This is a genomic window from Paenibacillus sp. 2TAB26 (genome assembly GCF_052115145.1).
In the GTDB taxonomy this organism is placed as follows: domain Bacteria; phylum Bacillota; class Bacilli; order Paenibacillales; family Paenibacillaceae; genus Pristimantibacillus.
The window spans coordinates 53,148-79,507 of the sequence record NZ_JBFRGC010000021.1; the positions used below are offsets into that span (position 1 = coordinate 53,148).

20 protein-coding genes and 1 pseudogene are annotated in these 26,360 nt (G+C 44.6%); 2 read left to right on the forward strand and 19 right to left on the reverse strand.

What is annotated here, in order from left to right:
• Positions 1 to 314: 314 nt before the first annotated feature.
• The 8 genes and pseudogenes from AB4Z50_RS23070 to AB4Z50_RS23105 all read right to left on the reverse strand — a co-directional run bounded on the left by AB4Z50_RS23070 (position 315) and on the right by AB4Z50_RS23105 (position 14,410).
• Positions 315 to 2,294: a glycoside hydrolase family 2 protein gene (locus tag AB4Z50_RS23070; protein ID WP_441882750.1), complete on the reverse strand. Its 1,980-nt coding sequence runs from the start codon at positions 2,292 to 2,294 to the stop codon at positions 315 to 317.
• A 48-nt stretch (positions 2,295 to 2,342) separates the two neighbouring features.
• Positions 2,343 to 2,732, reverse strand: a pseudogene (locus AB4Z50_RS23075) (sugar-binding domain-containing protein); the annotation flags it as partial.
• Positions 2,733 to 2,802: 70 nt separating this feature from the next.
• Positions 2,803 to 4,575, reverse strand: a complete 1,773-nt coding sequence (locus tag AB4Z50_RS23080) for a glycoside hydrolase family 35 protein (protein WP_441882619.1) — start codon at positions 4,573 to 4,575, stop codon at positions 2,803 to 2,805.
• Between the two features lie 210 nt (positions 4,576 to 4,785).
• The gene (locus tag AB4Z50_RS23085; RefSeq protein ID WP_441882621.1) at positions 4,786 to 10,470 is read right to left on the reverse strand and encodes a discoidin domain-containing protein; all 5,685 of its coding nucleotides are present in this window, start codon (positions 10,468 to 10,470) and stop codon (positions 4,786 to 4,788) included.
• 694 nt (positions 10,471 to 11,164) lie between these two features.
• The gene (locus AB4Z50_RS23090) at positions 11,165 to 12,523 is read right to left on the reverse strand and encodes a hypothetical protein (RefSeq protein WP_441882622.1); all 1,359 of its coding nucleotides are present in this window, start codon (positions 12,521 to 12,523) and stop codon (positions 11,165 to 11,167) included.
• 25 nt (positions 12,524 to 12,548) lie between these two features.
• The gene (locus tag AB4Z50_RS23095) at positions 12,549 to 13,319 is read right to left on the reverse strand and encodes a DODA-type extradiol aromatic ring-opening family dioxygenase (RefSeq protein ID WP_441882624.1); all 771 of its coding nucleotides are present in this window, start codon (positions 13,317 to 13,319) and stop codon (positions 12,549 to 12,551) included.
• A 6-nt stretch (positions 13,320 to 13,325) separates the two neighbouring features.
• Positions 13,326 to 13,985 (reverse strand): alpha/beta hydrolase, encoded by a 660-nt coding sequence (locus AB4Z50_RS23100; RefSeq protein WP_441882626.1) that lies wholly within the window; start codon positions 13,983 to 13,985, stop codon positions 13,326 to 13,328.
• 23 nt (positions 13,986 to 14,008) lie between these two features.
• The gene (locus tag AB4Z50_RS23105) at positions 14,009 to 14,410 is read right to left on the reverse strand and encodes a DoxX family protein (protein WP_441882628.1); all 402 of its coding nucleotides are present in this window, start codon (positions 14,408 to 14,410) and stop codon (positions 14,009 to 14,011) included.
• A gap of 141 nt (positions 14,411 to 14,551) precedes the next feature.
• Between AB4Z50_RS23105 and AB4Z50_RS23110 the strand changes: the two genes are divergently transcribed.
• Positions 14,552 to 15,103, forward strand: coding sequence for a helix-turn-helix domain-containing protein (locus tag AB4Z50_RS23110; protein WP_441882630.1), 552 nt, complete (start codon positions 14,552 to 14,554; stop codon positions 15,101 to 15,103).
• A 158-nt stretch (positions 15,104 to 15,261) separates the two neighbouring features.
• On the opposite strand, the gene AB4Z50_RS23115 is transcribed toward AB4Z50_RS23110, so the two are convergent.
• The 11 genes from AB4Z50_RS23115 to coxB form a co-directional block, all read right to left on the reverse strand.
• Positions 15,262 to 16,611, reverse strand: a complete 1,350-nt coding sequence (locus AB4Z50_RS23115) for an ABC transporter permease (RefSeq protein WP_441882632.1) — start codon at positions 16,609 to 16,611, stop codon at positions 15,262 to 15,264.
• A complete protein-coding gene (locus tag AB4Z50_RS23120) occupies positions 16,571 to 17,473 on the reverse strand; it encodes an ABC transporter ATP-binding protein (RefSeq protein WP_076267143.1) in 903 nt (300 codons plus the stop codon). The genes AB4Z50_RS23115 and AB4Z50_RS23120 overlap by 41 nt, the downstream gene beginning before the upstream one ends.
• Before the next feature lie 17 nt (positions 17,474 to 17,490).
• Complete coding sequence (locus tag AB4Z50_RS23125; protein ID WP_441882634.1) at positions 17,491 to 18,408, reverse strand: ABC transporter ATP-binding protein; 918 nt, start codon at positions 18,406 to 18,408, stop codon at positions 17,491 to 17,493.
• A gap of 12 nt (positions 18,409 to 18,420) precedes the next feature.
• The gene (locus tag AB4Z50_RS23130; RefSeq protein ID WP_441882636.1) at positions 18,421 to 18,807 is read right to left on the reverse strand and encodes a GntR family transcriptional regulator; all 387 of its coding nucleotides are present in this window, start codon (positions 18,805 to 18,807) and stop codon (positions 18,421 to 18,423) included.
• A gap of 29 nt (positions 18,808 to 18,836) precedes the next feature.
• Entirely contained in the window at positions 18,837 to 19,562 is a 726-nt protein-coding gene (locus tag AB4Z50_RS23135) for a hypothetical protein (RefSeq protein WP_441882638.1), read from the reverse strand.
• A gap of 250 nt (positions 19,563 to 19,812) precedes the next feature.
• Positions 19,813 to 20,274: a DUF420 domain-containing protein gene (locus AB4Z50_RS23140; RefSeq protein WP_339204859.1), complete on the reverse strand. Its 462-nt coding sequence runs from the start codon at positions 20,272 to 20,274 to the stop codon at positions 19,813 to 19,815.
• Between the two features lie 35 nt (positions 20,275 to 20,309).
• Complete coding sequence (ctaG, locus tag AB4Z50_RS23145) at positions 20,310 to 21,206, reverse strand: cytochrome c oxidase assembly factor CtaG (protein WP_441882640.1); 897 nt, start codon at positions 21,204 to 21,206, stop codon at positions 20,310 to 20,312.
• A gap of 91 nt (positions 21,207 to 21,297) precedes the next feature.
• Positions 21,298 to 21,615: a cytochrome C oxidase subunit IV family protein gene (locus AB4Z50_RS23150; RefSeq protein ID WP_076267149.1), complete on the reverse strand. Its 318-nt coding sequence runs from the start codon at positions 21,613 to 21,615 to the stop codon at positions 21,298 to 21,300.
• A 3-nt stretch (positions 21,616 to 21,618) separates the two neighbouring features.
• Positions 21,619 to 22,236 carry a cytochrome c oxidase subunit 3 gene (locus AB4Z50_RS23155; RefSeq protein WP_076267150.1) on the reverse strand — a complete coding sequence of 206 codons (618 nt, stop codon included), beginning with the start codon at positions 22,234 to 22,236 and terminating at the stop codon, positions 21,619 to 21,621.
• Positions 22,233 to 24,080, reverse strand: a complete 1,848-nt coding sequence (gene ctaD / locus AB4Z50_RS23160) for a cytochrome c oxidase subunit I (protein ID WP_076267396.1) — start codon at positions 24,078 to 24,080, stop codon at positions 22,233 to 22,235. Before ctaD ends, AB4Z50_RS23155 begins: the two co-directional genes overlap by 4 nt.
• Positions 24,081 to 24,154: 74 nt before the next feature.
• Complete coding sequence (gene coxB / locus AB4Z50_RS23165; protein WP_076267151.1) at positions 24,155 to 25,207, reverse strand: cytochrome c oxidase subunit II; 1,053 nt, start codon at positions 25,205 to 25,207, stop codon at positions 24,155 to 24,157.
• A 368-nt stretch (positions 25,208 to 25,575) separates the two neighbouring features.
• Between coxB and AB4Z50_RS23170 the strand changes: the two genes are divergently transcribed.
• Complete coding sequence (locus tag AB4Z50_RS23170) at positions 25,576 to 26,304, forward strand: YhcN/YlaJ family sporulation lipoprotein (RefSeq protein WP_441882643.1); 729 nt, start codon at positions 25,576 to 25,578, stop codon at positions 26,302 to 26,304.
• Positions 26,305 to 26,360 lie beyond the last annotated feature (56 nt).

Consider the following 26,360-nt stretch of genomic DNA (forward strand, 5'->3'; position numbering starts at 1 on the left):
GCTTGCTATATGAAATCCTTCTCCTCTACTCCTAATACTTCTTCAAACGTAGGCGTTATCCTTTTGCAGCAAATGCGAGCTTCTCGTTACTAGAGTCACTGAGTCACTGATATGCATCGAAAGGGTATACAAAAAGGTCCCCAGACGCTAAACACTTCTAAGTGTCCAGTGTATGGGGACCAGTTTGGGCTCTTTTTTGTATGTGGAGCGATGTCGCGCCTTTCCATCGCTTCACTTAAATCTATTTTATTTTTGGAGATTTAGAAATAGCACTCTTAAGACAATGTTAGTCAACAATAAAAGTTTCTTGTTCTTTATACACTTGCAAGCTTGACCGAGGAAGGCTTTAAACCTTTAGAATAAGCCTTCACTTTGATTTCCCCAGGCGTCTCCCGCGACTGAAGCAGCACAGTTGCGATGCCAGCTTCCGCCCTTACGGGGTTCTCGCCGACGATGACTGCAGGACCGTCAATTTCAAACCAAACCTCATGGCAGGCGGGGGACACCACGGTCCCGTTCGCGTCTTTGATTTCGGCGTAGACAAAGATAAAGTCGCATCCGTCGGCTGTAAGCTTTCTCCCGCTCTCGTCAATGCGGATGGAAAGCATCTCAGGCTCCAGTGGAGTATGCACGACGCATACAGCAGCTTCCCTGCCGTCTATTCGCCCGATTGCCTTTAATTCTCCGGGCTCGTACGCTACATTGGTAAATGTGAACGGAGCTTGCGTCAAATTTCGGCAGTTTCCTCCGTCATGCGGATAAACCTTCATGTCACCAGCATCCGTTTTCCCATGCACGCCTGCTTGATTCCCTTTATGCTGTTCTTCATCCGTAAGCCAATAGTCCACTTCGTAGCCTGTCACACGTTCTCCGTATTCCGTATCCGGACCATGATCAGCTTTTCTCACACTGACTGATTTCCCGTTTACAAATAACTCGACCTCGCTGCAATTTGAAAATACGACAACCTTCGTCGGCGAGATGCGTTCCGTCCAATAATTCGCAATGTAGACCATCGGTCCGCTTTCCACATGTTCATGAGCGATTTCCGCTCTTCGTTGACTCTGGTAAAAATAGTAAACCATTTTAGGCAGACGGAACGTGTCGAGGGCCCCGCATTCCGCCAGCCTTGGATAACAACCGCGGTTATGGTCGATGCCAACCCACGAGGCGTCCCCGAGCGACCATCGGTTACCGCGGTTCCGGTTCAGCGACCATTGATAATTCCAGGCTTGCAATAGCAGCTTCTGTTCTCCGGCGCCGCGCGGTACCCTGCTTGTACTCTCATGGCCGCCGAACTCGTAATCTCCGTATTCTCTATCGAACCCCCCTTTCTCGGGCAGCACCTCTTCCAGTGGACGCGACAATGTTTCGTCTTTCCATAGTGTATAGGGCACATCAAAGTTGACGTAAGCCGGATTTATTCGTCCGATCGTGTCTCCAGAAGTAAACATTTGATCTCCCGGATATTCTTCATGGGCAATCAGATGGCATTCGTGAAAAAATTCGTCCGTCGCCCCTTTCCTGCCGGGATACGTTTCATTCAGGCTGACCTCCCACATGATCACGCACGGACGGTTCCGGTCGCGGCGGATCATATCACGTATGTTTTGCCGGACAAGATCCAGAAACTCTCCTTCCTCGCAGTACTGCCAGCCCGGCACCGGTTCGACGACCATCAGCCCGAGTTCGTCGCAGGCGTCAAGAAAAGCAGGCGCCTGGGGGTAATGGCCAAGCCTGACGAAATTGAATCCCGCCTCCTTCAGCTTCTTCGCATCGCGGTAATGTGCGTTATTCGAAGCTGCATTTCCGATATATGGATATTGCTGGTGGCGGTTCGTCCCCCTGATGACCAGCCTTTCATCATTTATTACAAAGCCGCCTTCTTTACTGAACGAAATCTTGCGTATTCCGGTTCGGGTGCGAATCTCATCCACCGTTTGGCCGTTTTCGAGGATTTCCGTTTGCAGGGTATACAAATAAGGGTTGTCCGGATGCCAGAGATGAGGCCTCGTTATCGTTAGCATTTGAACGAACGTATGCGCTCCGCCGGCTAAAACGGTCTCCACCGAACTTTCTTCCGATTCTACTTGCCGCCCCTGTTTATCCAAGAGTGTTGTCACGATTTTCACTTTCTTCATCGCTTCATGCTCATTAATCACATGGGTCAGAACTTCGACCGTCGCCGATGCTTGCGAGACGTCGGCGTATTTGACGAAGATCCCGCCTCCCGCAGGTTTTCCGGTATAAACGGCATCCGTGACATGGAGCTTATCCGTGACATGAAGGTGCACGTTGCGGTAAAGTCCGCCGAAATAGGAAAAATCCAGACTTTCCAGCGGCTTTCCCGGAGGTATGGCTCCGTTGTTCCGGTTGTCGAGTCGTACGGCAATTACATTGACCGCCTCGAAATCGACATCGTCGGTGATGTCGATCGTAAACGGCAAATAACCGCCTTTATGATTCAGCTTGAGCCTGCCATTGACCCATACAGATGCCTCATGCATGGCCGCTTCGAATTCCACAAAGAGCTTCTTTCCCCTGTCTGCTTCGTCCAAAGCAAATTGCTTGCGATACCAGCATATCCCTTGAAAATGCAAGTCCGCATGTAGCGTTTCAATTTTTGGCGTATGAGGCAGATAGACGGTTTCCCAGCTTTCGTCTGAATGACGCTTCTGCTGTGCTCCACATACGTCCTCACGAATAAACTTCCAGTTCCTATTGAAATTCATTGTTTTTCTGCAGCCATTCAAATGTCTCAATGATCAATAAGCCTCCCAAATTTGATTATAAAAAATTTGTTTAACCTAACTCGGCATAATCTTGCAGGGTAACGATTGTGTTTTTCGTTCCATGCAGTTCAAATATGATGAGTTCATTGTCACCGATACGCAAGAGCGGAGCAGGGATATATAATGTTTTTTGCGGACCAATCTCCCAATAACGGCCGAGATTGAACCCATTGATATAAGCAACTCCCTTCGTCCATCCTTCCATATTCAAAAAAGTATCACCGATTTCATCCAAGTGAATTACACCTTTATAGAAGGTAGGGGTAAAGGCCTCGTTTGTCTGTACTTCCCGGAATATTAGCTCCGATACATTGTTCAGAGGAAGCGTATGAATCGTCCAGTCATAAAGGAACTGCTGGCCCAGGCGAACGCCTTCCGTAATTCCTTTTGGATCCTTCATCCCGTAACCATAATTAATTCGTCCTAGGTTTTCCACTAGGATGCTGAGTGTTGCACCTTCTGAAGGAATGTCTAAAACGATATCGATATCTGATATATTCGGTGTTATATCATGTGTGTTTCGTTCAATCACTCCTTGATAAATACCGTCAAGGAAGATCAATGCGCGATCACGTACCTCCTGTATCGTTAATTTCATTTGCGATATAGGACCAACAATGTTAGTCGTATATAAAATGAAGCCATAGTCCTGATCAAGCCGCTCCATTGTTTCCGGACATGTGCTTTGAACCGGAGTCGACAACAAATTAAGCGAATCAAACAACCGCACATGTTCCATTAAGCGGACTTCACCGTAATGCTTCTTCGGCACAGGACGTGGTAGTTCAATCTCAGCAATTTCGGTATATTTCGATAAAACTTCACGAACTGCAATATATTTGTCCGTGATATCTCCTGATTCATCCAATAACACATCGTAATCATAGCTAGTCACCGTCGAATCATATTTACCCGAATAATTCGCACCGTTATAGAATCCGAAATTCGTCCCGCCGTGGAACATATAAAAGTTAACAGAAGCTCCTACCTTCAACATTTGATCCAGTACTTCCGCAACATCTTCATGCTTTCGCAAATGGTGTTCATGGCCCCAAGAATCAAACCATCCGTTCCAAAATTCCATACATACAAGCGGTTTATCCGGTTGATATTCCTGCAGCTTTCCAAAAGCCTCTTCAGGCCGCGACCCAAAGTTGACTGTGGCTAACACGTCTGGAAGGAGAGTCCCCCCTTGTAGATTGCTGTCGGTATACCCGTCCGATGTGAATAATAAGACATCCATTCCACGTTTAATCATCGCTTGCTCCAAATATTTCAAATACTTCTTATCATTGCCGTAACTTCCGTATTCATTTTCGATTTGCATCGCAATAATCGGCCCGCCATTCGTACATAGAAGTGGCAAGAATTTAGCCAATAGCTCATTGTAATAAGCATCGATTTTTTCCAAATAGGGTTGATGAAAACAACGTAAGCGCATATTTTCTTCCTTAAGCAGCCAAGATGGCAATCCTCCGAATTCCCACTCCGCACATATATACGGACTTGGGCGTACGATAACGAATAATCCCTGCTCATCCGCTATCTGTATAAAACGAACGACGTCAGCAATGCCACTAAAGTTGAATTCCCCTTCCCTTGGCTCGTGTAAATTCCATGGAATGTAAATTTCTACTGTATTAAATCCACAAGCTTTTAATTTAATTAGTCTGTCCTGCCAATATTCCGGCACAATACGAAAATAATGTATGGCTCCAGATAGAATACGAATAGGCTCCCCGTTATAAACAAATTGATTTCCTTCGATTGTAAAAGTAGACATAGCTTCTGCTCCTTCTTTCTTGATTAGTCATGTTGTCAGCTTAACAAGTACCCCTTCTTTAGAAAACAATGAAGAATAAACAATCCTCAAAAAAACATAACAATATCAACTATTTTTTTTAGATATTTCTCAGAATTATAACGATCTCACTATAAAAGCAAAAAAAGAGGGGAAGCATATAGCTCCCCCAAAACAATGTTCGATGTTATTTTATTGCAAGATCGCTTTTGCTACGATTGCAAGGTCTTCGATACCAACCTTACCGTCTTTATTGACATCCGCATTCACATTCCAACCCGCTTGACCTTGTTGTGTGCCATAAGCCGCTGCAACAATAGCCAAATCTCCAATCGAGATGCCGCCTTTACCATCGACATTTGCGTTTATCTTCTTGTTATTAAACGCTTGAATGGCTGCTTCCAATGCGCCTTTCGCATTATCCACTTGCGCTTGAGAAGCATTCGAATCGCTTGCTGTCACATTAGCCGCATGGATAGCTGACTGTAATAGCGCTTTGGATCCAACCACATACTGGCCGTCCGCATTTCCTTCCACTGCAGCATCGTACTTCTCCTCAGCACTTGCAATCAGTGCATTTAGCAATGATTTATCCACGCTTTCCACGATTTGAATATCATGGTTGCTTCCTCTGATCTGCAGTTCATGCCCCTGTGCGTTAGCAATCGCAACATGATCGACAGAAATCGTCGTAGAGGTTGCCTGCGTTCCAGATTTGGCGGTAAATGCGAATGCAAGGACATCCCCTTGAGCATTCACTCCTTGGTTTTCGTTCACGCTAGCAGCCAAAATCCGGACTTGTCCCGGTACTTTTTCCTCATGATCGATGACTTTAAAACCGTCTTTTAATGAAGTAACCGATTCAAACTGTAAATGTGCCGGATCATAGTGAAGCGTCAAATCTTGAGCATACACTTGCTTGTATACACTATCCGTAACGCCAGACAATCCCATCTTCAGATTGAATGCTTGGTCAGCGTTCACCTTAACTGGCCCGGTTATAACCGATTGCGGCACTTCTACTGATTCCAGTAATACATTGATTTCAGCAGCCGATGCGTAACCACCAACGCCTGCTGTTGCTTCAAGCTTGACATATGATGCTTTTGTCGAAGTAAATGATGCGTATTTCTCCTTGTTGTCGTTTGCCCAATCTCCATTTGCAACTTTGGTAAAAGATACTCCATCCTCACTGACATACACGTTATAGCTTGTAATATTTCCGTTGCTGCCTGATTGCCTTGGTAAATACGCAAGTCTATTGATTTGGTGAGTTCCACCCAGATTTAAGATAATCGATTGGGGAAGAACGCCGGATTTATCCCACTTTGTATGCCAAAACGTTTGTGGGTTTCCATCAACCGCCAACGAGGCTGCATTGTTCTCACCAGCCGTTTCCTGACTTGCCGCCGTTGCCGTCATTTGTGACTGAGGAACACTATTGCTAGCTACATTTATTGTCAAAGGGCGACTTACAACGGTCACCCCTTCTAAAGTAACCTTTACCGCAACAGTTGCTATAAACCCAACGCCAAAATCGCCTTTAACAATGATCGTGTTACTGCCGTCAACAACAGATAACCTTGCATCGCTAAATTGATATTCTACAGCTGCCTTTGATAGATCGACCGTCTCTCCAGTACTTAATATGCCATTAATAGTAGACACGATTGGATCATTCGGTTTAATAGTCGTTTTATTCAGAGTGAAGTCCATTTTCTCTAAATAAGGAGCCATGTAGATTTCCTTTTGCTCATTAACAAAAAGATACGTAACTTTGTCAATCGAACGTCCATCTATTTGCACTCGAATGTTAATCTTTGCCATGCCTTCTGAAACAGCGGTCAACAGGTTGGATTCGTCCACCGTAATCACATCCTGGTTTTCGCTTGTCACTGTGATCTTCGCATCTTTAATATCAATCGGTTCACCCTTACCCGTAAAAGCCGCAATGTCATATTTACCTGTAGCAGCATTCACCGGTTTATACTCATAATCGAAACGATCAAATAATCCGGACTTATCCACTCCGTTTATTGCCACTTCAAGCAAATCAATCGTTGACCCGTTTGAACCATTTTCAAATTGTAATCTAACGTATTGAGCTCCCGCTCCCGTGTTTATTACATATTGATTGTAGAATCCAAAATAAGCAGAGCCCGTCGGGCCGTTAACGGTGCTGACATCGTTCCAGTCCACGCCATCAGCGCTCGTTTGAATTTTTATTGTTTTAGGCGTATTGATGTATTTTTGTTCTAAAGAATTGAAGTTAAGATTGATACTAGCAATCTCGGAGATTGTCGGCAGCTTAAATTGAATCCAAGACTTCTCATTTGCTGGTACCGACCATTTGGCCCCGTCAAAATGAATACCGTCAATTGTTTTCCCATCAACTAATTGACTCACAGCATCTTGATCATGACTAGCTGTAATTTCAGCGGCCCCTGCAAGGTTATCATGCGGCAGCAGGTCCATGAATACTTTATTTGTTGTAAATGTTTGACCGTCTAAAGTTACATCCGCCCAAACGACTCCGCGTGTAAGTTTCTCTACGAACGGCGCAATAATTTCATTTTTCTTAAATGTAAACGTATCTACTTCTTTGATCGCCACGGGATTATAGTTATTACCCGCTTTTAAATCAATAGTACCCCCATGCCATGTAATATCTGCTGTATCAAGCCCGATCGCTCCGCCTTTAGCTGATCTGCCTTCTATTTCATAGCGTAGGCTTTTCAGTAAATTAAACTCACCATAGGCTTCTTTACCTTCAATCAACAAAGTCGCACCAATCATGCTCTCGCAAACATAAACGACTCCATCTTTAACGGTTACTTTTAAGATGTCCTCTTTCGTTACACCCTCATAAGCAGCACTTACGGTGATGGAAGTTGTTCCATTTGATACTGGAGTCACAATTCCGTTCGTATCGACCGCAGCTATTGCTGGATCTGCACTGCGATAAGTTAAATCTGAAAGCTGGGCTTTCAGCGCCGGGAATGTCATATATCCCTCAGCGTTGATTTTAAGTGAGGAAGGCGTTAACTGCTCCCCTGTTGCTTTTACATCCGTAAGCGTATAGTTTCGTACAGGATTGTCGGTTACAATCTTAATGATCGTATCAATCTGATCCTCTTGAACGTTAGCAAGATTGATTGTCAAGCTGTCCTCATTTTGTTCAAACGATGTGACCGGGACATTCTCGTTCAACCATGTCACGGATGTCACCTTATCTTTAACCGGACGAATGGTCAAAGACTTTCCTGCAATGGCGTCAAACCCTTTTTTGCTGTCGGGTCCTTTCATTACATGCAGATACACATTGTTGTCTCTATACGTTGCATATCCCCATTGTGGTCCTGTAGTGCTGTTAGCTAAAGCAAATTTTTCATAATTGCCTTTTCCATCATCTTCATAGCCATAGCCTGAGAGGAAATATGGCGTTGTACCCGTTGTTGCCTCGTGTCTTTCCGGCTTGCCCTCAGGCGCAAACCATCTTGCCAAGCTTTCTCTCACATCAATGTATTCCTGCTCTGCTTTAGGATATCTTGTCGCAATTTCCTCAGGAGAGTTCCAATTGGGTCCGCGGCTATCTACCGGCGTCTGATCATTATTATCCACATAACCTCTGCCGACATTCATGACCATTTCCTTGATAACTTGCCTGTAGTCATCTCGTATACCGTAATAGGGAGATTGTGCATTTTTTGTGTGAATCATTTTCCATGGTTCCATAATCGTACGTTTTAAAAGATGATTTGCAGCGCCATTACTGTAAATACCAGACGCTTCTTCGGTTCTTAAATCAGGGTCTCCATACTCATCGCCCCATGCGTTGGAGTTTATAATAATATCATCGCTATAATTGCGTACAACACTGTATATCACATCAAAATTGGCGTTTGGTATCCCTTGCGGTCCATCAAAATAAATATAATCAGGCGTATACCGTCCAATCAAATCGGTCAGATTCTGCACATAGACGTCCGTCGTGTAGTATGGAATCCCTCCGCCATAATATAAACCGAATTTCATTCCATGACGTTTTACGGCCAGTTCAAACGGTTTCAATCCATCTACTACTTTGCCGTTTGCGTCTTTTGGAAGATACATATGCCTCTCATGTTTTGGATCCGCAAACTTGGACGGCCAAAGATAAGCTTGTTGTACCGATTCAACCGAAACTAATGAATGCCCTTGACGTTTCGCTCTTTCCGCCCATAAGTCGGCAGAGAAATTCGGGTCAACAAAGTACTGGTAAATTGGGGCAGCATGAGTTAAAGCGCCCACACGCCCTTCTTCAAACCATTTATTAGGACGTTCCTTTACTGTAATCGTCATATTCTTGCTAGCCGTATTTCCATTTCCATCCTTTACTTGTATCGTAAAGTTATAATCTCCTGGTTTCGTATTGATACTAATGATGCCTTTGCTGCTATTTAAATCGACATTTCCATTCACTAATCCATCTGCGATTGTGCCATCGGCATTTAATTCCAAGCCGTCCGGCAGTTTGCCCTCTACGATACTCCAAGTATAACCGGGAGTTCCCCCGCCCGCCATAAATTGGAAGGATGATGCCGCTAAGCCGTATTTCTTATTCCCTTTCGATTTATTCCATACATATGGCCATTCCTTGTAGCCAATCGGCATGGTTTGGGTTGGAAGCGGAGTTTTAATGGCATCCTCGGTTGATAGTCCTTGCGTGACGATATTTAGAGCTTCCGTTTCGCCTTCAACCGAAGAAATAAGTCCATTGATTTTATTGCCATTTTGGTCAGTGACTCTCCCATAAAACCCAAGGTACGCTGCGCTGTCATCAAATCCTAACGGGACATTATTTGAATTCACATCTTCTGTATACGTATGCTTGATTTGAATCATCAGTTTATTCCAACCCTGCTTTAACAGGACTGCTTGTTTGGTCAAATCCTTTTGTACTTCTACTGGTACAGTCGGTGCGGTCAAAGTTTTATCGTTTACATAAATGCGATATGAACCGCTGGCACCTACATTAAAATACGCTTGTTGTGCTATCGGACTGTATATGTACGTGTGAGCATACACATATTTGTTTCTTGTGTCGACACCTTTTTTGACCGTATAGTAACCGTATAAGTCTTGATAATCATCATAGTTTCTGTTATAAATTCGATCATCAAAGTACTCCCACTTATTACTTTCACCGTCAGAACTTAATGAATCGCCAATATTGGGAGTGATCGCAGTCGTTGGCTCTCCGCCTGTCACTGCCGGATTGTTATAAACTTCTATTTCTGAGAGGCCGGTAATTGTTGGATAAGGTGTGCGTCCCTTATCTATTTCAACCTTCATTTGAACCACATTCTTAAGTCCGGATGATAATGCATACACAGTTGGTTCGGATGGGTTAGAAGATGTACTTTTAACCTCTCCCGATTCTACTTTGCTGCCGTCTTCAAGAGTGAACGTAAGATGATACCCATTGTTTACGTGACGCCCATCGCCCCATTGCGCTATTTTCAGTTCATTGATTGCAATAGGTGTACTCCATTTTAGATTTACCCATGGGCTAGAGTCTCTTTCTGTCACCCATTGCTTTTTTTTGTCTCCATCAACCAAATTTGATACAGGGTTTACTGCAAGCGTTGACGACGATGCTGTTATTTCTGATGCCAACGGCGCATAATTTACATTTTCACCCACTTCAGTCCCGTAAATCTTGTCCACTACTGGCGCATCAAATGGACCAGTTACCAGCCACGAATTTATAAAAGGCGCATTACCTGTCACTTGCTGTGCATTTACTCTCGTATTTGAGAATACAAACGTAAATGTTGTCATAATCATTGCAGCTGCCAATGTTACAGAAGTGATTTTTTTGAATCTGTTCATCATTAATATCTTTCCTCCCAATTCTGAATTTCTCCGCTTATGAACCTGAAACAAAAAGCATATTGTCGAAACAGTAGTTGAGGTATTCCTAGCAGAGTAAGGCGTAGCCATTCGCAGGATAACATGACAACGCTTTCTTTTTTAATCATGTTTAATGGTTGCTCATTCGAGAACCCCTCTCTTACGAGCCGTTCGCTATTCTCCGTTCATTGATCTGTTTTTGCTTCTCGGCGATAATATCATCCGCACCAGCTGATCGACCTCCCCTTCTCTTCAAAAGACTCCATTGTTGCTTATTTCTATTTCACAGTAGCTGATAAAAAAAGTGTTGAAAACATAAAAAAGTGTATTTTCCTTTGATAAATCATCATTGCAGCTCTCTAAAAAAGATAATTCTCTCTAAATTTTGATTTTCAAAAAAAAAACAAAGATTGCACTCGCATCCTTCTATGATTTAACGGCTCCAAGACGTCTATTTAGGGAGATTTTTCAAAGAGGCAACAGGAAAATCAGTTGCCGAACACAAAACAGGTACCCATACACTCGACACTTTAAAAAAAGTGTTTAGCGTATGGGTACCTGTTTTAGTCGTTTAAAAAGCATTTTGGCATGTCCTTGAGTGAATACAGACTGCAGCTAGGGCAAGAAATAGATCATGAAAATGATATGTCAGTTCAATATTAGCTTGTTTTTTGTTCTAATACCTCACCACAACCATTAAAAAAATGATCAAACTGAGCGCCATACAGCCGGCGAACTTGTAATTCGGTGCAGCTATCTCAAACACTGATTTCTTTAGTAAACCGGACAGCAAGTTGTTTACAGCCGAAGCCGGCGAGATGGGATTAGACAAAGCCCAGCTTCCAAGCAGCAGCACCGCAAAATAAGTTGGGCTGATTTGCACGCTCACGGGATCAATGGCTCCAGCGAGCATAGTCACTGGAACGATTGGATGGAGACCAATTATTGAAGTGCTTGCAATCAAAAGAACGGTTAATATCGTGAATGTGAAGGAAATCGGCATTGGAACAAAGTCAATCAAATTCGGAACCTTTGAGCCGAAGTTTGTAATCCCAATTGCGCCACTGAAAAAGCCGGCGGCCAGAAAAAGCGTAATCTCTTTCTGCAAAGCCGGCAAAGTGATTGTTATATGATTCATAATTCCTTCTCTGTATATATGCATGGTCCCCTTTATAATGCACCAGAACAAAGGGAAAGCTACTGCAGCCATACAGATTAATAAGACCATTGGCAGCTTGATCATACGTTCCATGGTTAAGATGACGATAATGGCGCCTATTAAATACATGCCGAGTCCAACTGGAAAATTCGAGTTCTCCTTTTTGTCTACTGCCTCTTCAAATTCATCTAGACTAGCGTCACGCAATTCCCGAAAGTCGACTGCCCAGCTTATGCCGAGGCTAAGAATGGCGAGTCCAAGCATATAGGGCAGAACGGACGACCAGGACAGTCCTAACGTTGAAGTCACTAGTGTCATGGCAGCGAAATAAGGTGACCAGAGAATCGCTCCCGCAAAACCTCGGTTGAGCGCATTTGCAAGCAAACGGCTCATCCCTGGCTGCGGTTTAATAAAGACCATTTGATAAACAACCGGTATCGAACCTACGTTGATAAATACGCCCATAATTTGCGTGAGCAGCTGCGTTCCCAAGAATAGAGCGGCCTTGCTGTGCAGGTTAGCTTCGTAAAACCGCTTCAAGGCCTTAACGTATTCAGGAATACGAACTGGAATTCCGAACAACGGGGTGAATAGGAAAAGCGTTACAATGGTCACGTTTATTCCAGCCGACTCGAACCAAATCCTAGCATTTGCTTTCTGCAGCGCAAGAAGTACAACTCCAATAGTCACAAAGAAAATCGTAAGCCAAAACGTCATCCCCTTCAGTTTTGGCAACAGCAAGGCGATTGCAGAAAACACCAATCCACCGAGCAGAAAGACAAGCATCTCAAGCTGCGCCGCCTGCAACGCAATATACACAGCGGCAATAGAAAATATTATTATTCTCTCCGCTGCCGTCTTAAATGCGGATGTCATCCGATCTGCCCTCTTTCATTTCATCTTAATTGAACTGCCAGCAGCTTAAGCTTAGGTTACCGTATTGGTAGCTGCGGTGAAGAAGTTTTGCATTGCGGTTGACGTCACCTGCTCCCATGGCGAGAAGAAGCGGAATGAAGTGCTCATTCGTCGGTACGGCCTCTTGGGCATGGGGAGCGAGCTCACGGTATTGAAACAGGGCTTCGGTATCCCAGGACTCCAGCTTACTTTGAATCCAGTTGTCGAATTGTTCCCCCCACTCGTCAATTCCCTCCGACCGCCAGTTCAATTTCCGTAAATTATGAACGGTCCCACCGCTTCCGATGATAAGAACATCCTGCTCGCGGAGTTCCGCTAATGCCTTGCCGATTTGATACTGCCTTTCATTAGATAAATAACGATTTACGGATAGCGCTACGACCGGAATATCTGCATCCGGATACAGTAGTTTTAGAACAGCCCATGCCCCGTGGTCTAAACCTCTTTTTTCATTTTGAACGTTCTCAACACCATGCTTTGTAAACAAGTTTTGAATCTGATCTACTAACGATCGGTCACTTTGTGCCGGATAAGTCATCTGGTAAAGCTCATCTTGGAACCCGCCAAAATCATAAATAGTTTCATAAGTTTCTGCGGCGCTAACCGTCTGTATCGATTCCTCCCAATGAGCGGAGAAGAGAACGATAGCTTTCGGTCTTGGCGCGTGCTCTTTAAATTGCTTAAGCAACATTGTATATTCGTTATCATCGAGCACGATTGATGGTGCACCGTGCGCGAAAAAATAGGATGGCATCATGTGATCTCACTCCTTATTTATGTTTAATTCGGCATCCTTCTTCATCCACTTCATAAAATCATGCTGGTTCTCTTCGGATACGCCATGGTCGGTCGGATATAGTTTGAAGGTTAAGCGCTCCGTCTGGTCTTTTAAATAGGCAGCTGTCTCGTGCCCGATACGAACCGGGAATACGGAGTCGAATTCTCCATGCGAGACAAATACGGAAACATCCTTAGCACTTCGAAGTGAATACTCCGTTTTCACAAACTCAGGAATATATCCATTTAACGCTACGATTCCCTTTAATTGATCTCCCATTGTAAGTGCAAGCGTCATGGACAGGATTGCGCCTTGGCTAAAGCCGAGCAAATACCGTTTGTCAGGATCGATTGGATACTCCTCAGTCGCATAATGAATGAATGCTTCGAGATCTGTAACCGCTTGGTCATACATCTCTCGTATTGGGTTTCCTAGGCTTTTCAAATCGTAATATTGGAATCCCGTACCAAGCGGCAAATTACCGCGAACCCCAATGATGATGAACTCTTCAGCCAATGGAGCAACCAAACCGAACATATTTCGTTCATTTGATCCTTTGCCGTGGAAGGTGAAGATCGTCGGATATTTCTTTCCTTGCTCTAGTTTAACCGGTAAGTGAACGTCATATTGATATTTCGGATTCATCTTAGTTTCCTCCATGCTGTAAGTTATTCACTTCGCTTGCGCATAATAAAACCGTCAACAGAGAACGGTGATCGATCAGCAACAACCAGATACAACGAGACCAAGATGAATCCAAGATCCAGCTCATAACCAGCCATTTGACCGTTACCAAGAAGTCCAGCCGATAATTTCGCGGTTATAATTGCACCGATGAGTATGATGACAAACAATCCTGCTACATAACGAGTAAACAACCCCAAGATCAACAATATACCGCCGATAAGTTCAAGCGCTGCAACAACATAAGCTAAAACTCCCGGAATGCCTATGGAACTGAACCAAGCTACTACATTGCTTATTCCCTGAAACTTATCCACTCCGTGAAATATAAATATGATGCCCAACACCACACGCATGATAATGGAAACAAAAGCTGTTTTATTCATTCTTTTTACCTCCGAAATATTAGTAATAGAAATATATTTTCTATAGGTGTAATTTAAAACGATTTACATTGACTTGTCAACACAAATATTGATAATATAAAATTAAATTTAGTATCACAAATATTCTAGAGGTGTGATTAGATGGATATTGGCTCCACTATACGAGCGATCCGGAAGCGAAAGAATATCACAATCGCTCAAATATGCGAAACAACCGGCCTGTCTCAAGGATTTATGAGTCAGGTTGAAACGAATAAGACCTCACCGTCCATCTCAACGCTAGAAAGTATAGCTCAAGCACTTAAAGTGCCACTTGCCTACTTGCTTCTAAAGAAAGAAGAGCGAATGAGAATTGTTCGGAAAGACGAACGGACAATCACTACAAGCGGTTCAGAAAATCTAAAAGTCGAACACTTGAGTTCCACAAAAAACGTACGGATGATGATTATAGAGTTTCCTCCTGGTTCTACGACTGGCAATACTCCTCATGCACATGAAGGCGAGGAGGTCCATATGGTCATTAAAGGGAGAATTTACGCGGAACAAGGGGAAGATAAGGCTGAATTTGGAGAAGGTGATTCCTTTAGTTGGAATGCTTGTACGCCACATTTAGTAAAAAATATAGGTGAAGATAAGGCAATCGTGCTGATCTCCATCTATAAAGAGAATGAGAATGAAAATGAGAATGGATAGGACCTCATCTAACTAAGCCAAAAACCCACAATCCAGCCAGATAGGCCGAATGTGGGTTTTTTCAATAACTTTTGAATACCGTTATGAGGTAAATTCGAAGCAGATGGAATTTCCAACGATTTTAGGCAACCGCAATCAGATGGAACCAAGAACTACTCCTAAATCTTATACGCCTTCATAGCCTTGCGGATTTCTTTCAAGCTAGGGCGTTTGCCGTACATGAGTACGCCGGTGCGGTAGATCTTAGCGGAGATGTAGACCGCCGCGTAGATCGAGACGAGCAAGATGCCGAAAGAGAGAAGCGTCTGCCACATCGGCACTTCCGTCAGCCCAAGGCGGAGCAGCATGACGAATGGCGAGAAGACCGGAATGTACGACGTCACCTTCACGAGCATGCTGTCCGGCGCGCTTATGCTAAAGATTGCGATGTAGAAGCCCGCCAGAGAGACGAATGTCAGCGGCATGACCGCTTGACCCAGGTCTTCCGTCCGGCTTACGATCGAACCGACCGCCGCATACAGCGTCGCGAACAGGAAGAAGCCCGTCAGGAAGAACAGCAGCGCGTAGATGAGCAGAATCGGATCAACGAGCGACAAGTCGATGTCGAGATTGCCTAATGCCCCTTTGTTATGCGGCATGGATATGTTCGTCAGAATGACGGCTAAGTAGAATGTGACCTGCACAATGACGACGACGAACATGCCGAATATTTTGCCGAACATTTGCTTCAGCGGCGATACGCTCGTAATGAGGATTTCCATGACGCGCGAGCTTTTCTCCGCCGTAATCTCCGACGCGATCATGTTGCCGGAGGTCATGATTGCCATGAACAGGAAGATAATCATGACATAGATGACGCCCATGTTGACGCCTTGCTCCGCCGGTGTTCTGCCCGTGTTGCCGCTGCCCGAACCCTCGCCGGTATAAATCTGAACGGTGCCGATCTTGATCGGAGCCGATAGCTGCGCCATTTGCTCTGCCGAAAGGCCTGCATCTTGGAGCACGTTCGTTTGGCGAATTTGCAAAAGCGCTCCCTGTATTGATTCCGTCATGCCGAATTCCATCAGCTTCTCGGACTTGTAAGTCATTTCCGGGAAACCGCTGTCCGTCATATCGCCGAACTCAAGGTAGCCTTTGATTTCCCCTTCATCGATAGCTTTTTTCAGCTGCTTCTCGTTTGCCGAGGCATCGCCTTTGTCCTCAAGAGGAACCATCACGATGTTCGAATTTTCTTGTTTCTCGTAGTACGCCTTCAAGCTGTCGCCTGTTGCCGTGCCGCTCGCCGCTTGTTCGCTCTGCGACTGGATATAGCCGATATTTGTTACTTTGTCGCCTTTATCAAACTGTGCAATGATATAAGGAAGATTAATGCCGATGCTGATAATTAACGCGATAATCAACGTAGTAATGACGAAAGCTTTGCCTTTGACCTTATTCCGGATCGTAAACCCTACTACCGTCCAGAAACTATTCATGACGATCACCCACCATTCGGATAAAGATTTCATTTAGTGTCGGTTCCTTAATTTCGAAATGATTCACGTTCGCCTGCTCCATCGCCAAACGCAGAATGTCAGCACCCGCCGCTTCGTAGGAGATCGCAATGTCGTAGCCGCGCTCCGTGCGTGTGACGCCGGTTACGCCAGCCAGCCGATCGAGTCCGCTAATTTCTTTGTCAGTGCCAAGGATGACACGTTCTCTCGGAAATTGTTTTTTTATTTCCTTCAAGCTGCCCTTCAAGACCGTGTTCGATCGATGCAAAATCGTAATGTTGCGGCACAGCTCCTCGACATGCTCCATCCGGTGCGTCGAGAACAGGATGCTCGAGCCGGAGTCGCGCAGCTCCTTCACCGTCGACTTCAACAATTCGACGTTGACGGGGTCAAGTCCGCTGAAAGCTTCGTCCATGACGACGATGCGTGGTTTGTGGTTGACAGCCGCGATGAATTGAATCTTCTGCTGGTTCCCCTTCGACAGCTCTTCGACCTTCTTGTTGTAATATTCCGGCACCTCGAACCTCTCCAGCCACTGCTTAAGGTTGCGGTCGGCATCCGCTTTCGACATTCCTCTGAGCTGCGACAGATAGATGATCTGATCGCTGACCTTCACCTTCGGATACAGCCCGCGCTCCTCCGGCAAATACCCGAGCAGGCTAAGTTGCTCATTGCTGTAAGGCTTTCCGTTGTAGAGAATCCGCCCTTCGTCCGGATAGATCAAGCCGAGCACCATCCGCATCGTCGTTGTTTTGCCGGCGCCGTTGGCCCCGAGCAGGCCGTAAATCTCGCCCTCGCTTACCTCCAAGCTAATTTCGTTTACTGCTGTTTTATCCCCGTATTGCTTAACTACCTTTTCTACTATTAATGGATTCATTTCATTACTCCCCTCTACTAGTTCATTCTTGTATTTAATCTATCTTGTGTAAGCAAAGCATTCATAATCTCATCCAGCTCAAGTGCCTGCCTGCTTACAATCTGATAGCCTTCCTCAGCACACCATGCTTCAGCTTCTGCAGCCTGATTTGTCGCAATTCGATAGGTCGTTCCACCTGCATGCTCAACAACGGTTTGACCTGGGATTAACGCTGCTTTCTTCGGAGTCAGATCCGCTCCACTTACAAATAACGTAAACCAACTGCTGAATAGCTCATCCTTCTCGTACATGCCAAGCACTCTGCCTTGAGCCATAAATATGATAAAATCAGCAAGTCGTTTCACCTCTTCTATGATATGGGAGGTCATAAGAATGGTACGATCTCCTCGATCCATGTACCGATGAAGCACCTCAATCATCGTTTTCCATGCAAGCGGATCAAGCCCTGAGGAAGGCTCGTCGAGCAGGAGCAGCTCCGGATTATGTGTTAGGGCTAGTRCAAATTCAAATTTGCGGCGCATCCCCTTCGACATTTTGCCTAGCAGCTGATTATCATCGACCTCAAGAATGCGAAGCAGCTCCCGATAACGATTCACATCCCATTTGTCATACCAGAAACGATGAAACTCAGCTTTCTCCGTCCCCTTCATGTTGTCCTCATGCGAGGAGGATTGATCATGCAGGTAACCAATTCGTTTTTTAACCTCTGTGCTGAGACCATTCTCCACTTGCTCTCCAAGCAGCTGAATGGTGCCCTCATCCGCTTTATCCAGATCAAGCATTAAGCGAAAGGTGGAGCTCTTACCGCATCCGTTCGGCCCAACAATGGCAGTGATGTAACCCTGTGGAATACTCATATGGACCGGCCCTAGTTTGAAGCTCGCACGATTTTGCACAACGCCGTTTAATTGTATCGCCATCGTCTCATTCATCATATGTCCCATCCTTTAATCAAAATGCTTACTCATCGCTTCTTTAAACATCTTCTGCAGCTCTTCCTCTGTGCACTGAACCCGCTTGCCGGCTACAACTGCCAGCTCTAGCGCTTCAATAACAGAAGCAAGACGATGCCGGTCACGTTCCTGATCACCAACCTGTGCCACATAAGTGCCAGTTCCTTGCCTTGTTCGGAGCAGCCCTTCCGCTTCCAAATCGTTATATACTCTTTTTACTGTAATCACGCTGCACTTAACGGTTTGGGCAAGCTCGCGTATCGATGGCAGCAGCATCCCTTCCGAAAGTTGACCGCTGACGATTAATGCTCGCAATTGTACTTCGATCTGATGATAAAGCGGCTCTGCACTTTGTTCATTAATTTGGATCGGCAGCCGCATGAGGTTCACCTTCTTCCATTCTCAAATATCTATGCTCTGTAGGTTCTTTTCTCCAGCCGATTTTCAATTCGTTTAACGCCGAGGAACACAGCAGCAACACCAATAGTTACGGTTATGATTGGCAGCCACCAACTGCCGTTCTCGATTGCATGCAGCGAACTTGAAACAATATTTCCAATATCCAGAAAGGCTAGACTGATTGAAAAGATAAGCAGAAAAGCGAGATAAGTGATGTTGAAGAAAAAATATGTTTTTCCTGAATGCCCCAACTCCCAGTATACATAACCAGTCCCCATTGTCAGTGAATAGCCAAACCAGCTTGCTCCATATAACACGAAGCTTAAGGCTGAAATATCAACGCCCATATTCCGTGCAATGATAAATTGCAATAAGAAGAAAACAAGTTGAGCAGCAAACAATACGATAGCCAGCTGAATGATTCTCCCTAGTGCAATTTGTTTCGATGAAATCGGCAGCGTTCTCCATTGTGCGATCTTCCTCGTATAGGAATTCTCTTTCCAGGAACGCATCATTGTCTTATTAGCAATGAACCCTAGAACAGGCAGAATCGAAAGGTAAATGAAATCGAGTGACCAGTTTCCGAATGGGCCATTTTCCCCTATGAAGCCATCCCGCATTAAAGGAACGGTGAATAACAATAGATATCCGATAAAAAATAATGTAAAAAGACTTTTCCAACGATCTTTAGCCAGCTCATGCTTCGCTAAATACCATGCACCCTTCCATAACCCCACAGCATTTGCTCCCTTCAATCGCTTAGCGAATATACTGTATATATCCTTATACACAGTATATTCAGTGTATACACAGTTGTCAAGTACTTCCATAAAAAGATTTTTGGAGGAGAATTCCCTTCTACGGTAAATACTCCTGCACAATGGCAATCCCCCTATTTACAAGCCAATCACTTCTGCATAAACATAAAAAAAGCCATGTTCTCAAAAGAGTAGTCTCTTTTGAAAACATGGCTTACACATTGTCGTTCTATCCGAAAATAGCATCAATAACGGGTTTCGTATGGCCGCCTGGGTACATAAGGTAAAGCAATACGTACACCGCTGTGCCTGTAATAGCTGTAATAAACCAAACCACTGAAGTTACTTTACCCCATTTGCGATGTTTGGCAAATTTCTTCTTATAACCAAGCGTTAGTGTTGTAATTCCGAATGCGCCGCCAACTGTAGCAAGCACGATATGAAACAATAAGAAGACAAAATAGTAAGGCTTTAAGCTGTCTGGGCCGCCCCAGATTGTATTTCCCACGAAAATCGAACGCGATACATATACGATAAAGAAGATCGTTGCTGACACTGCTGCATAGAACATAACCTTCTGATGCTCCGCCAGCCTGCGCTTAATCGCGAGCCTCCAGCCTACGGCTACCAGCACCGCACTAAGCACGATGAAGAAAGTACTGATTGTCGGTACAATATTATATTTGTCCACTTTTACCCCACCTAATGTTCGTTAAATAATTGGTATTAAGCTGTTCCTGTATTCGTATTCGGCAATTCATCGTCCTTATGCTCACGCTTGAACCATTGCTTGAATATATACGCCAATATAATGCCATACATAATTTCCTGCACGAACTTCATGACGATTCCGCCAAGCTGCTGGTCTTCAACTACGTCCATAATATTAAAAAATTGCGGACCGCTAAAGCTCTCCAGCAAACGACTCGGATCACCCGATACACAGTACCCCATCGCTGTAACCCAAACATTAGGATCGCTATAAATCGCATACATAGACGTTTTGGCAAAAATAATTAAAGCACAAGCTGGTGTCAGAAGCATGCCGTTCGCAAACACATAAGCCATTCTCTTCACATCGCTAAGTCTGCTCCACTCCGGAACAGGTGAGGCAATCTGCCACCACATCATAAACGACGTTACAAGCAAAATAAAATAATAAAGACGATGCACAGAGAAGTGCGTCATCACATAGTCATGGACAATTGGGACATGATAAACCGAGAACAAAATATTAAACAACAAAAGACAAATAATAGGATGCATCATGAAGCTCAGTTTTTTCCAAAACGGAGCGGAGAACATTTTTCGCCATAAGAAGCTTGGAACTCCAAGCAATACTAGCGGCGGTACAACTAAATAAGATACTGACATATTGACCATATGAAATGTAAACATAAGGTGACCTAATAGATTTAAAGGTCCTCCGTGAACCATATAAAACATAATTGCAGCCGAAACAAACATAAACTTCTGAAGCTTTGTCGCTGCATCAGCCTCAGGAGCATTCTTCTCACGCCATGGTCCAATTAAGTAGTAATATAGAATGACAATTGCGGCCATTCCGAATAGAAACATGGGGGTCCACAATTCCTCGAAGCGAAAATATTGTAAGCCAAGCATCGTGGAAACTCCTTTCAATTACGCTAGCTTTTTTACAAAAGAGGAGGGACCCAAGCCTCGGGACCCTCCTCTCCTCCAATAGTTAAATCGGTTACCACCAAGCCCAGTATTCAGCCATAATGACACATGTGAAGACGATGAATACACCAGTCAAAATCCCAATAATTGCGAAAGTATGACCACGGTCTTTCATGTGCATCCAGAATGCCATTTGTACGAACACTTGCAATACCGCTAAGCCGATCAAAATGATGTAGATAAAATCTTTGTTGATTTCTCCGCTTATTACAGTCGCGAATGCGATGAACGTAAGCAAGATCGAGAAAATAAACGCGATAATATGCTTCTTAGGTCCTTCGACCTTATGACGCTTGGGGCTTTCCTCAGTGGCTGTATGATTGCTTGCCATGGATTAAACCACCTTTCCCATCAAGTAAACGACGGTGAAAATGAATACCCATACAACATCGATAAAGTGCCAGTACATACCAGCAACATATACTTTCGGTGCTGTTACTACAGTCAAGCCTTTTCTTGCTAATTGAATAATAATCAATGTGATCCATGTAATACCAAAAGCAACGTGTGCTCCGTGGAAGCCTACCAGCGTATAGAACGAGGAGCTGAATGCGCTCGTTGTAAAGCCGTGGCCTTCATGTACATAGTGCCAGAACTCGTAAATTTCAAGAGCAAGGAAACCTGCGCCAAGAATGACCGTAATAATCAGCCAGTTAATTAACGCCTTCACTCTGTTTGTATGCAGCGCATGAACAGCGAACACGCTTGTTAAGCTTGACGTAAGCAAGAGTGCTGTCGCAAGCGCAACGAGTGGAAGCTGGAACAATTCATGTGCTGGCGGTCCATCAAGGACTTGATTCCGTAGTGCTAGGAACGCTGAGAACAACGTTCCGAACAATACAGTTTCTCCGCCAAGGAAAAGCCAAAAGCCTAATACTTTATTGCGTCCCTCGAGGGTCGCCTTTTCGGGCTCATGAGGCAATTGCCCCTCTACATGCGAATGCGCACTCATGCTTTACCCCCCATATCTCTAAGGATTTCTTCTTCTTCAATGTGGAAGCCGTGATCATCGATTACGGAACGAAGGAACATGCAACCGAACAAGATCAGCAAACCAACAATACCGAGAGCATAACCTGATTTGAATGATCCAAACAAGTTGCCCCAATCTTTAGCGTACATGAAACCTAAACCTGCGATAAACAATCCAAATCCCATGAAGAAAGGCAGGATCGAAGGAGAAGGCATATGAATTGGACCAATTGGCTCCGCAGGCGTCATGCCCTTGTGACCGTCCGTTTTTTCTTTCCAGTATGCATCATAGCCGCGTACAAGCGGTGTTTGAGCAAAGTTGTATTCAGGAGGTGGCGATGGAATCGTCCACTCTAGAGTACGACCGTCTTCCCATGGATCAGCTGGTGCATTTTGTGGTTTGAAAGCTGTGATAACAACGTTCAGCAAGAAGAAAATTGTACCAAAGCCCATCAAGAATGCGCCTACTGTACTGATCATGTTCATTTCGTTGAAACCAAGACCGTCGAGATATGTCCAAATACGACGAGGCATACCTAGCAAGCCAAGGAAATGTTGAATAAAGAATGTTAAGTGGAAGCCAATAAAGAATGTCCAGAACGTCAATTTACCAAGTGTTTCATTCAGCATGCGTCCGAACATTTTTGGCCACCAGTAGTGAAGGCCTGAGAAAATACCCAGTACCAAACCACCTACGATAACATAGTGGAAATGCGCTACGACAAAATAAGAATCATGATATTGGAAGTCAGCAGGTGCTGCTGCCAGCATGACGCCGGTAACGCCGCCCATTACGAAGGTTGGTATAAATCCGACAGCGAACAAGTTAGCTGTCGTGAATTTAATGGAACCGCCCCACATCGTAAATAGCCAGTTAAAAATTTTGATACCTGTTGGAACCGCGATAAGCATCGTTGCAATGGAGAACAGCGCATTCGCAACTGGTCCAAGACCAACCGTGAACATGTGATGCGCCCAAACCATGAAGCCCAAAAAGCCGATCAGGATTGTAGCGAATACCATCGAGCTGTAACCGAACAAACGCTTACGTGAGAATGTACTTATTACCTCGGAAATAACGCCGAAGGCCGGCAAGATGAGGATATAAACCTCAGGATGCCCGAATATCCAGAAAATATGCTCCCATAGGACCGCGTTACCGCCGCCAGAAGGATCAAAGAAATTTGCATCAAACAATCTGTCGAACATGAGTGCCGCTAGACCAACTGCCAAAGCAGGGAATGCGAACAGGATTAGCGCCGAAGTAATGAACGCAGCCCATGTGAACATCGGCATACGCATGAACGTCATGCCTGGTGCACGCATGTTAATAATCGTTACGAGGAAGTTAATACCCCCGATAAGTGTTCCGATACCAGCTATTTGCAAACCTAGTACATAATAGTCAACGCCGTGATCGCCGTTATAGGTCGTCCCCGCGAGCGGTGCATATGATGTCCAGCCTGCATCTGGAGCGCCGCCAGTAAACCAGCTCACGTTAAGCAAAATACCGCCGAACAAGAATGTCCAGAAGCCTAATGAGTTAACGAAAGGGAAGGCTACGTCGCGCGCGCCGATTTGAAGCGGTATAACCGCATTCATTAAGGCGAATAAAAGCGGCATCGCTGCAAGGAAGATCATCGTCGTTCCGTGCATGGTTAAAAGCTCATTATATGTATCCGCGCTAACAAAGTTATTTAGCGGCTTCCACAATTGAACCCGAATCAAAATCGCTTCCAAACCACCGACAAGGAAGAAAAAACCGCCGGCAATCATATACAATATTCCGATTTTTTTATGGTCAACCGTAGTCAGCCAGTCCATCAGACCGCTGTAACGTTTGACCTTATGCGTATGCGCATGAGCCAAAGTAGGTACCTCCTTCAATCACCGATAAATTATTGTTCGTAGTTAAGCTTCAATTCAGATAAGTATTTAGCAATACCTTCAATCTCTTGTTCAGTCAAATCTTCGATTTTACCCATTTGGTTGCCCGGTTTAACTTCGTCCGGGTTTTTGATCCAACGGTGCAAGTTGTCGTATACTGAACCTTCATTGGAATATTGCGGATCATCGGTGTTAACAAGTATACCCCCGACAGTCTCACGGCTTCCGATACCTGTCAAGTTAGGATAAGCAGGTCCGCCCAAATCACCCACTGCGTGGCAAGATAGACATTTGCTTTCAAATGCTTTAGCAATTGCCGGATCGCTTGGAAGCGCTACAGGTTCTTTAAGTGCAGCTACCCAACGATCAAATGACGACTCGTCCACTGATTTAACTTTAAAGTCCATCAAACCATGTGAAGGTCCGCAAAGCTCAGCACATTTACCCAGGTAAACGCCTTCTTTTGGTGCAGAGAAGTACATTTTATTTACGTTTGCACCAGGGTTGGTATCGATTTTCCCAGCAAGCGATGGAATCCAGAATGAGTGAAGCACATCTGCGGATTTCGCTGTGATGGAGATCGTCTTACCTTTTGGAATAATAAGCTCTTGTGCAGTCTTGATTCCGTAAGCTGGGTATTCAAACTCCCACCAGTATTGGTGTGAAGTAACGATGACCTGAACCGCTTCCGGATCTTTGCTGTAGTCTTTAGCAAGATTAAATACGGATTGAACGGTTGGAACACCCAAAATGATAAGCATGATGATTGGAATTACTGTCCAAATAATCTCAAGCTTATGATTTCCTTCCACCTGCTTAGGAATTGTTTTGTCTCCTGGACGTCTGCGGAAACGAATAATTACAAACAAAGAAATCGCAAATACGGCAACAATCACGATCAACATGATTCCAATTGCCAGCTTCATCAGCCCGAATTGTTCTTCCGCTACAGGTCCCTGAGGATTCAGCGTCGACAAATCGCTCCGCCCGCAAGCCGCTAGTACTAGCACCATCATGGCCATAAGCGGCGCAAGCCGTTTTACAAATCGCCACCGTTTCATCATTAATCAACCCCACTTTTGACGTTTTCGCAGCTGCCTAATTTTCACGTGGCATACGGCTGGCTGCGTGTTTCACAGATGTTATTACAACTCCTGCAACTTAAATCACTTTATTAAATATAAAGTTGAAGCCCCTATTTGTCAATGTTCCACAGAGAGTTCACAAATTGTTCTCAAAGCTGTCAAATTCGCATCATTACTGCGTTTTTTCGCATGATAAACTGTCTTGTTTAGCCCGTCTGCATGGCATTCTCTCTATCCTACATTGTGCACCAAACCCATGGTCAATTATGTATGCTTGCAAAAACGTATATTTACGGAGCCGCGGCAAAAACTAAAGCCATTATCGTATGAATGGGGGTCCGTTCTTTATGGTTAAACGAATTGCCGCATTGCTGTTGTCGGCAGTCATGATAACAACTTCAGCCGGCTGTGCCTACAAACAGTATGCTCAGCAAAGCGACACCGATTATGGAAGCCGTCAAGCTAACGATCCGAAGATGCTCGGCGGCAGAGCTTATGGCAAGGCGACCAACAATGCTGACCAGCATAATAATTCATTTTTTGAATACAGCTCCGTCATCTCCCGCAAAGTAACTGATCTAAACGGCATAGCTTCCGCAATCGTTATGCTGACAGACAAAAATGCTTATGTCGGTTTAATGCTTGATTGGACCGCAGTTGGTACTCGGAATTCAGGCGGCAAAAGCGAGCAAGACAATACAGGTACTAGTGATGGCGTATATAACCATGATACAGGCAGTCCGTATGGCAACAGCAAGATCCTTGTATCACCGTACAACTCCTATTTCTCAGTCAACGATGTTAATGATTTGTCGGATGAACTTAAGCAGACTGTCGCTCTTAGRGTTCGCGAGCTGGCTCCAGCTGTACAAGAAGTTCATATTTCAGCCAATATGGAGTTCGTAAATTACTTCAACGATTTTGCCAAGGAAGCATGGGGCGGACGATCCTTAATGCCACATATCGATAAATTCAATACCGTAGTGAAATATCATTTTGCCGGTGGAAAGGATATGCCCCCTCCAATTACACAACCAGGCACCTACAGCCCATCCGAGACTCAAATGAATCATTAAAAAAAATCGCTTCTATTATATATATAGCAAAAAGGCACTTCTCTCGAAGAGCCTTT

Excerpts from the sequence above, each read along its gene's own strand:
- AB4Z50_RS23085 (WP_441882621.1), bottom strand. The coding sequence starts at position 10,470 with ATGATGAACAGATTCAAAAAAATCACTTCTGTAACATTGGCAGCTGCA.
- AB4Z50_RS23155 (WP_076267150.1), bottom strand. The coding sequence starts at position 22,236 with ATGAGTGCGCATTCGCATGTAGAGGGGCAATTGCCTCATGAGCCCGAA.
- ctaD (WP_076267396.1), bottom strand. The coding sequence starts at position 24,080 with ATGGACTGGCTGACTACGGTTGACCATAAAAAAATCGGAATATTGTAT.
- AB4Z50_RS23095 (WP_441882624.1), bottom strand. The coding sequence starts at position 13,319 with ATGATGCCATCCTATTTTTTCGCGCACGGTGCACCATCAATCGTGCTC.
- AB4Z50_RS23080 (WP_441882619.1), bottom strand. The coding sequence starts at position 4,575 with ATGTCTACTTTTACAATCGAAGGAAATCAATTTGTTTATAACGGGGAG.
- AB4Z50_RS23150 (WP_076267149.1), bottom strand. The coding sequence starts at position 21,615 with ATGGCAAGCAATCATACAGCCACTGAGGAAAGCCCCAAGCGTCATAAG.
- AB4Z50_RS23100 (WP_441882626.1), bottom strand. The coding sequence starts at position 13,985 with ATGAATCCGAAATATCAATATGACGTTCACTTACCGGTTAAACTAGAG.
- ctaG (WP_441882640.1), bottom strand. The coding sequence starts at position 21,206 with ATGCTTGGCTTACAATATTTTCGCTTCGAGGAATTGTGGACCCCCATG.
- coxB (WP_076267151.1), bottom strand. The coding sequence starts at position 25,207 with ATGATGAAACGGTGGCGATTTGTAAAACGGCTTGCGCCGCTTATGGCC.
- AB4Z50_RS23090 (WP_441882622.1), bottom strand. The coding sequence starts at position 12,523 with ATGACATCCGCATTTAAGACGGCAGCGGAGAGAATAATAATATTTTCT.
- AB4Z50_RS23130 (WP_441882636.1), bottom strand. The coding sequence starts at position 18,807 with ATGCGGCTGCCGATCCAAATTAATGAACAAAGTGCAGAGCCGCTTTAT.
- AB4Z50_RS23105 (WP_441882628.1), bottom strand. The coding sequence starts at position 14,410 with ATGAATAAAACAGCTTTTGTTTCCATTATCATGCGTGTGGTGTTGGGC.
- AB4Z50_RS23115 (WP_441882632.1), bottom strand. The coding sequence starts at position 16,611 with ATGAAATCTTTATCCGAATGGTGGGTGATCGTCATGAATAGTTTCTGG.
- AB4Z50_RS23120 (WP_076267143.1), bottom strand. The coding sequence starts at position 17,473 with ATGAATCCATTAATAGTAGAAAAGGTAGTTAAGCAATACGGGGATAAA.
- AB4Z50_RS23110 (WP_441882630.1), top strand. The coding sequence starts at position 14,552 with ATGGATATTGGCTCCACTATACGAGCGATCCGGAAGCGAAAGAATATC.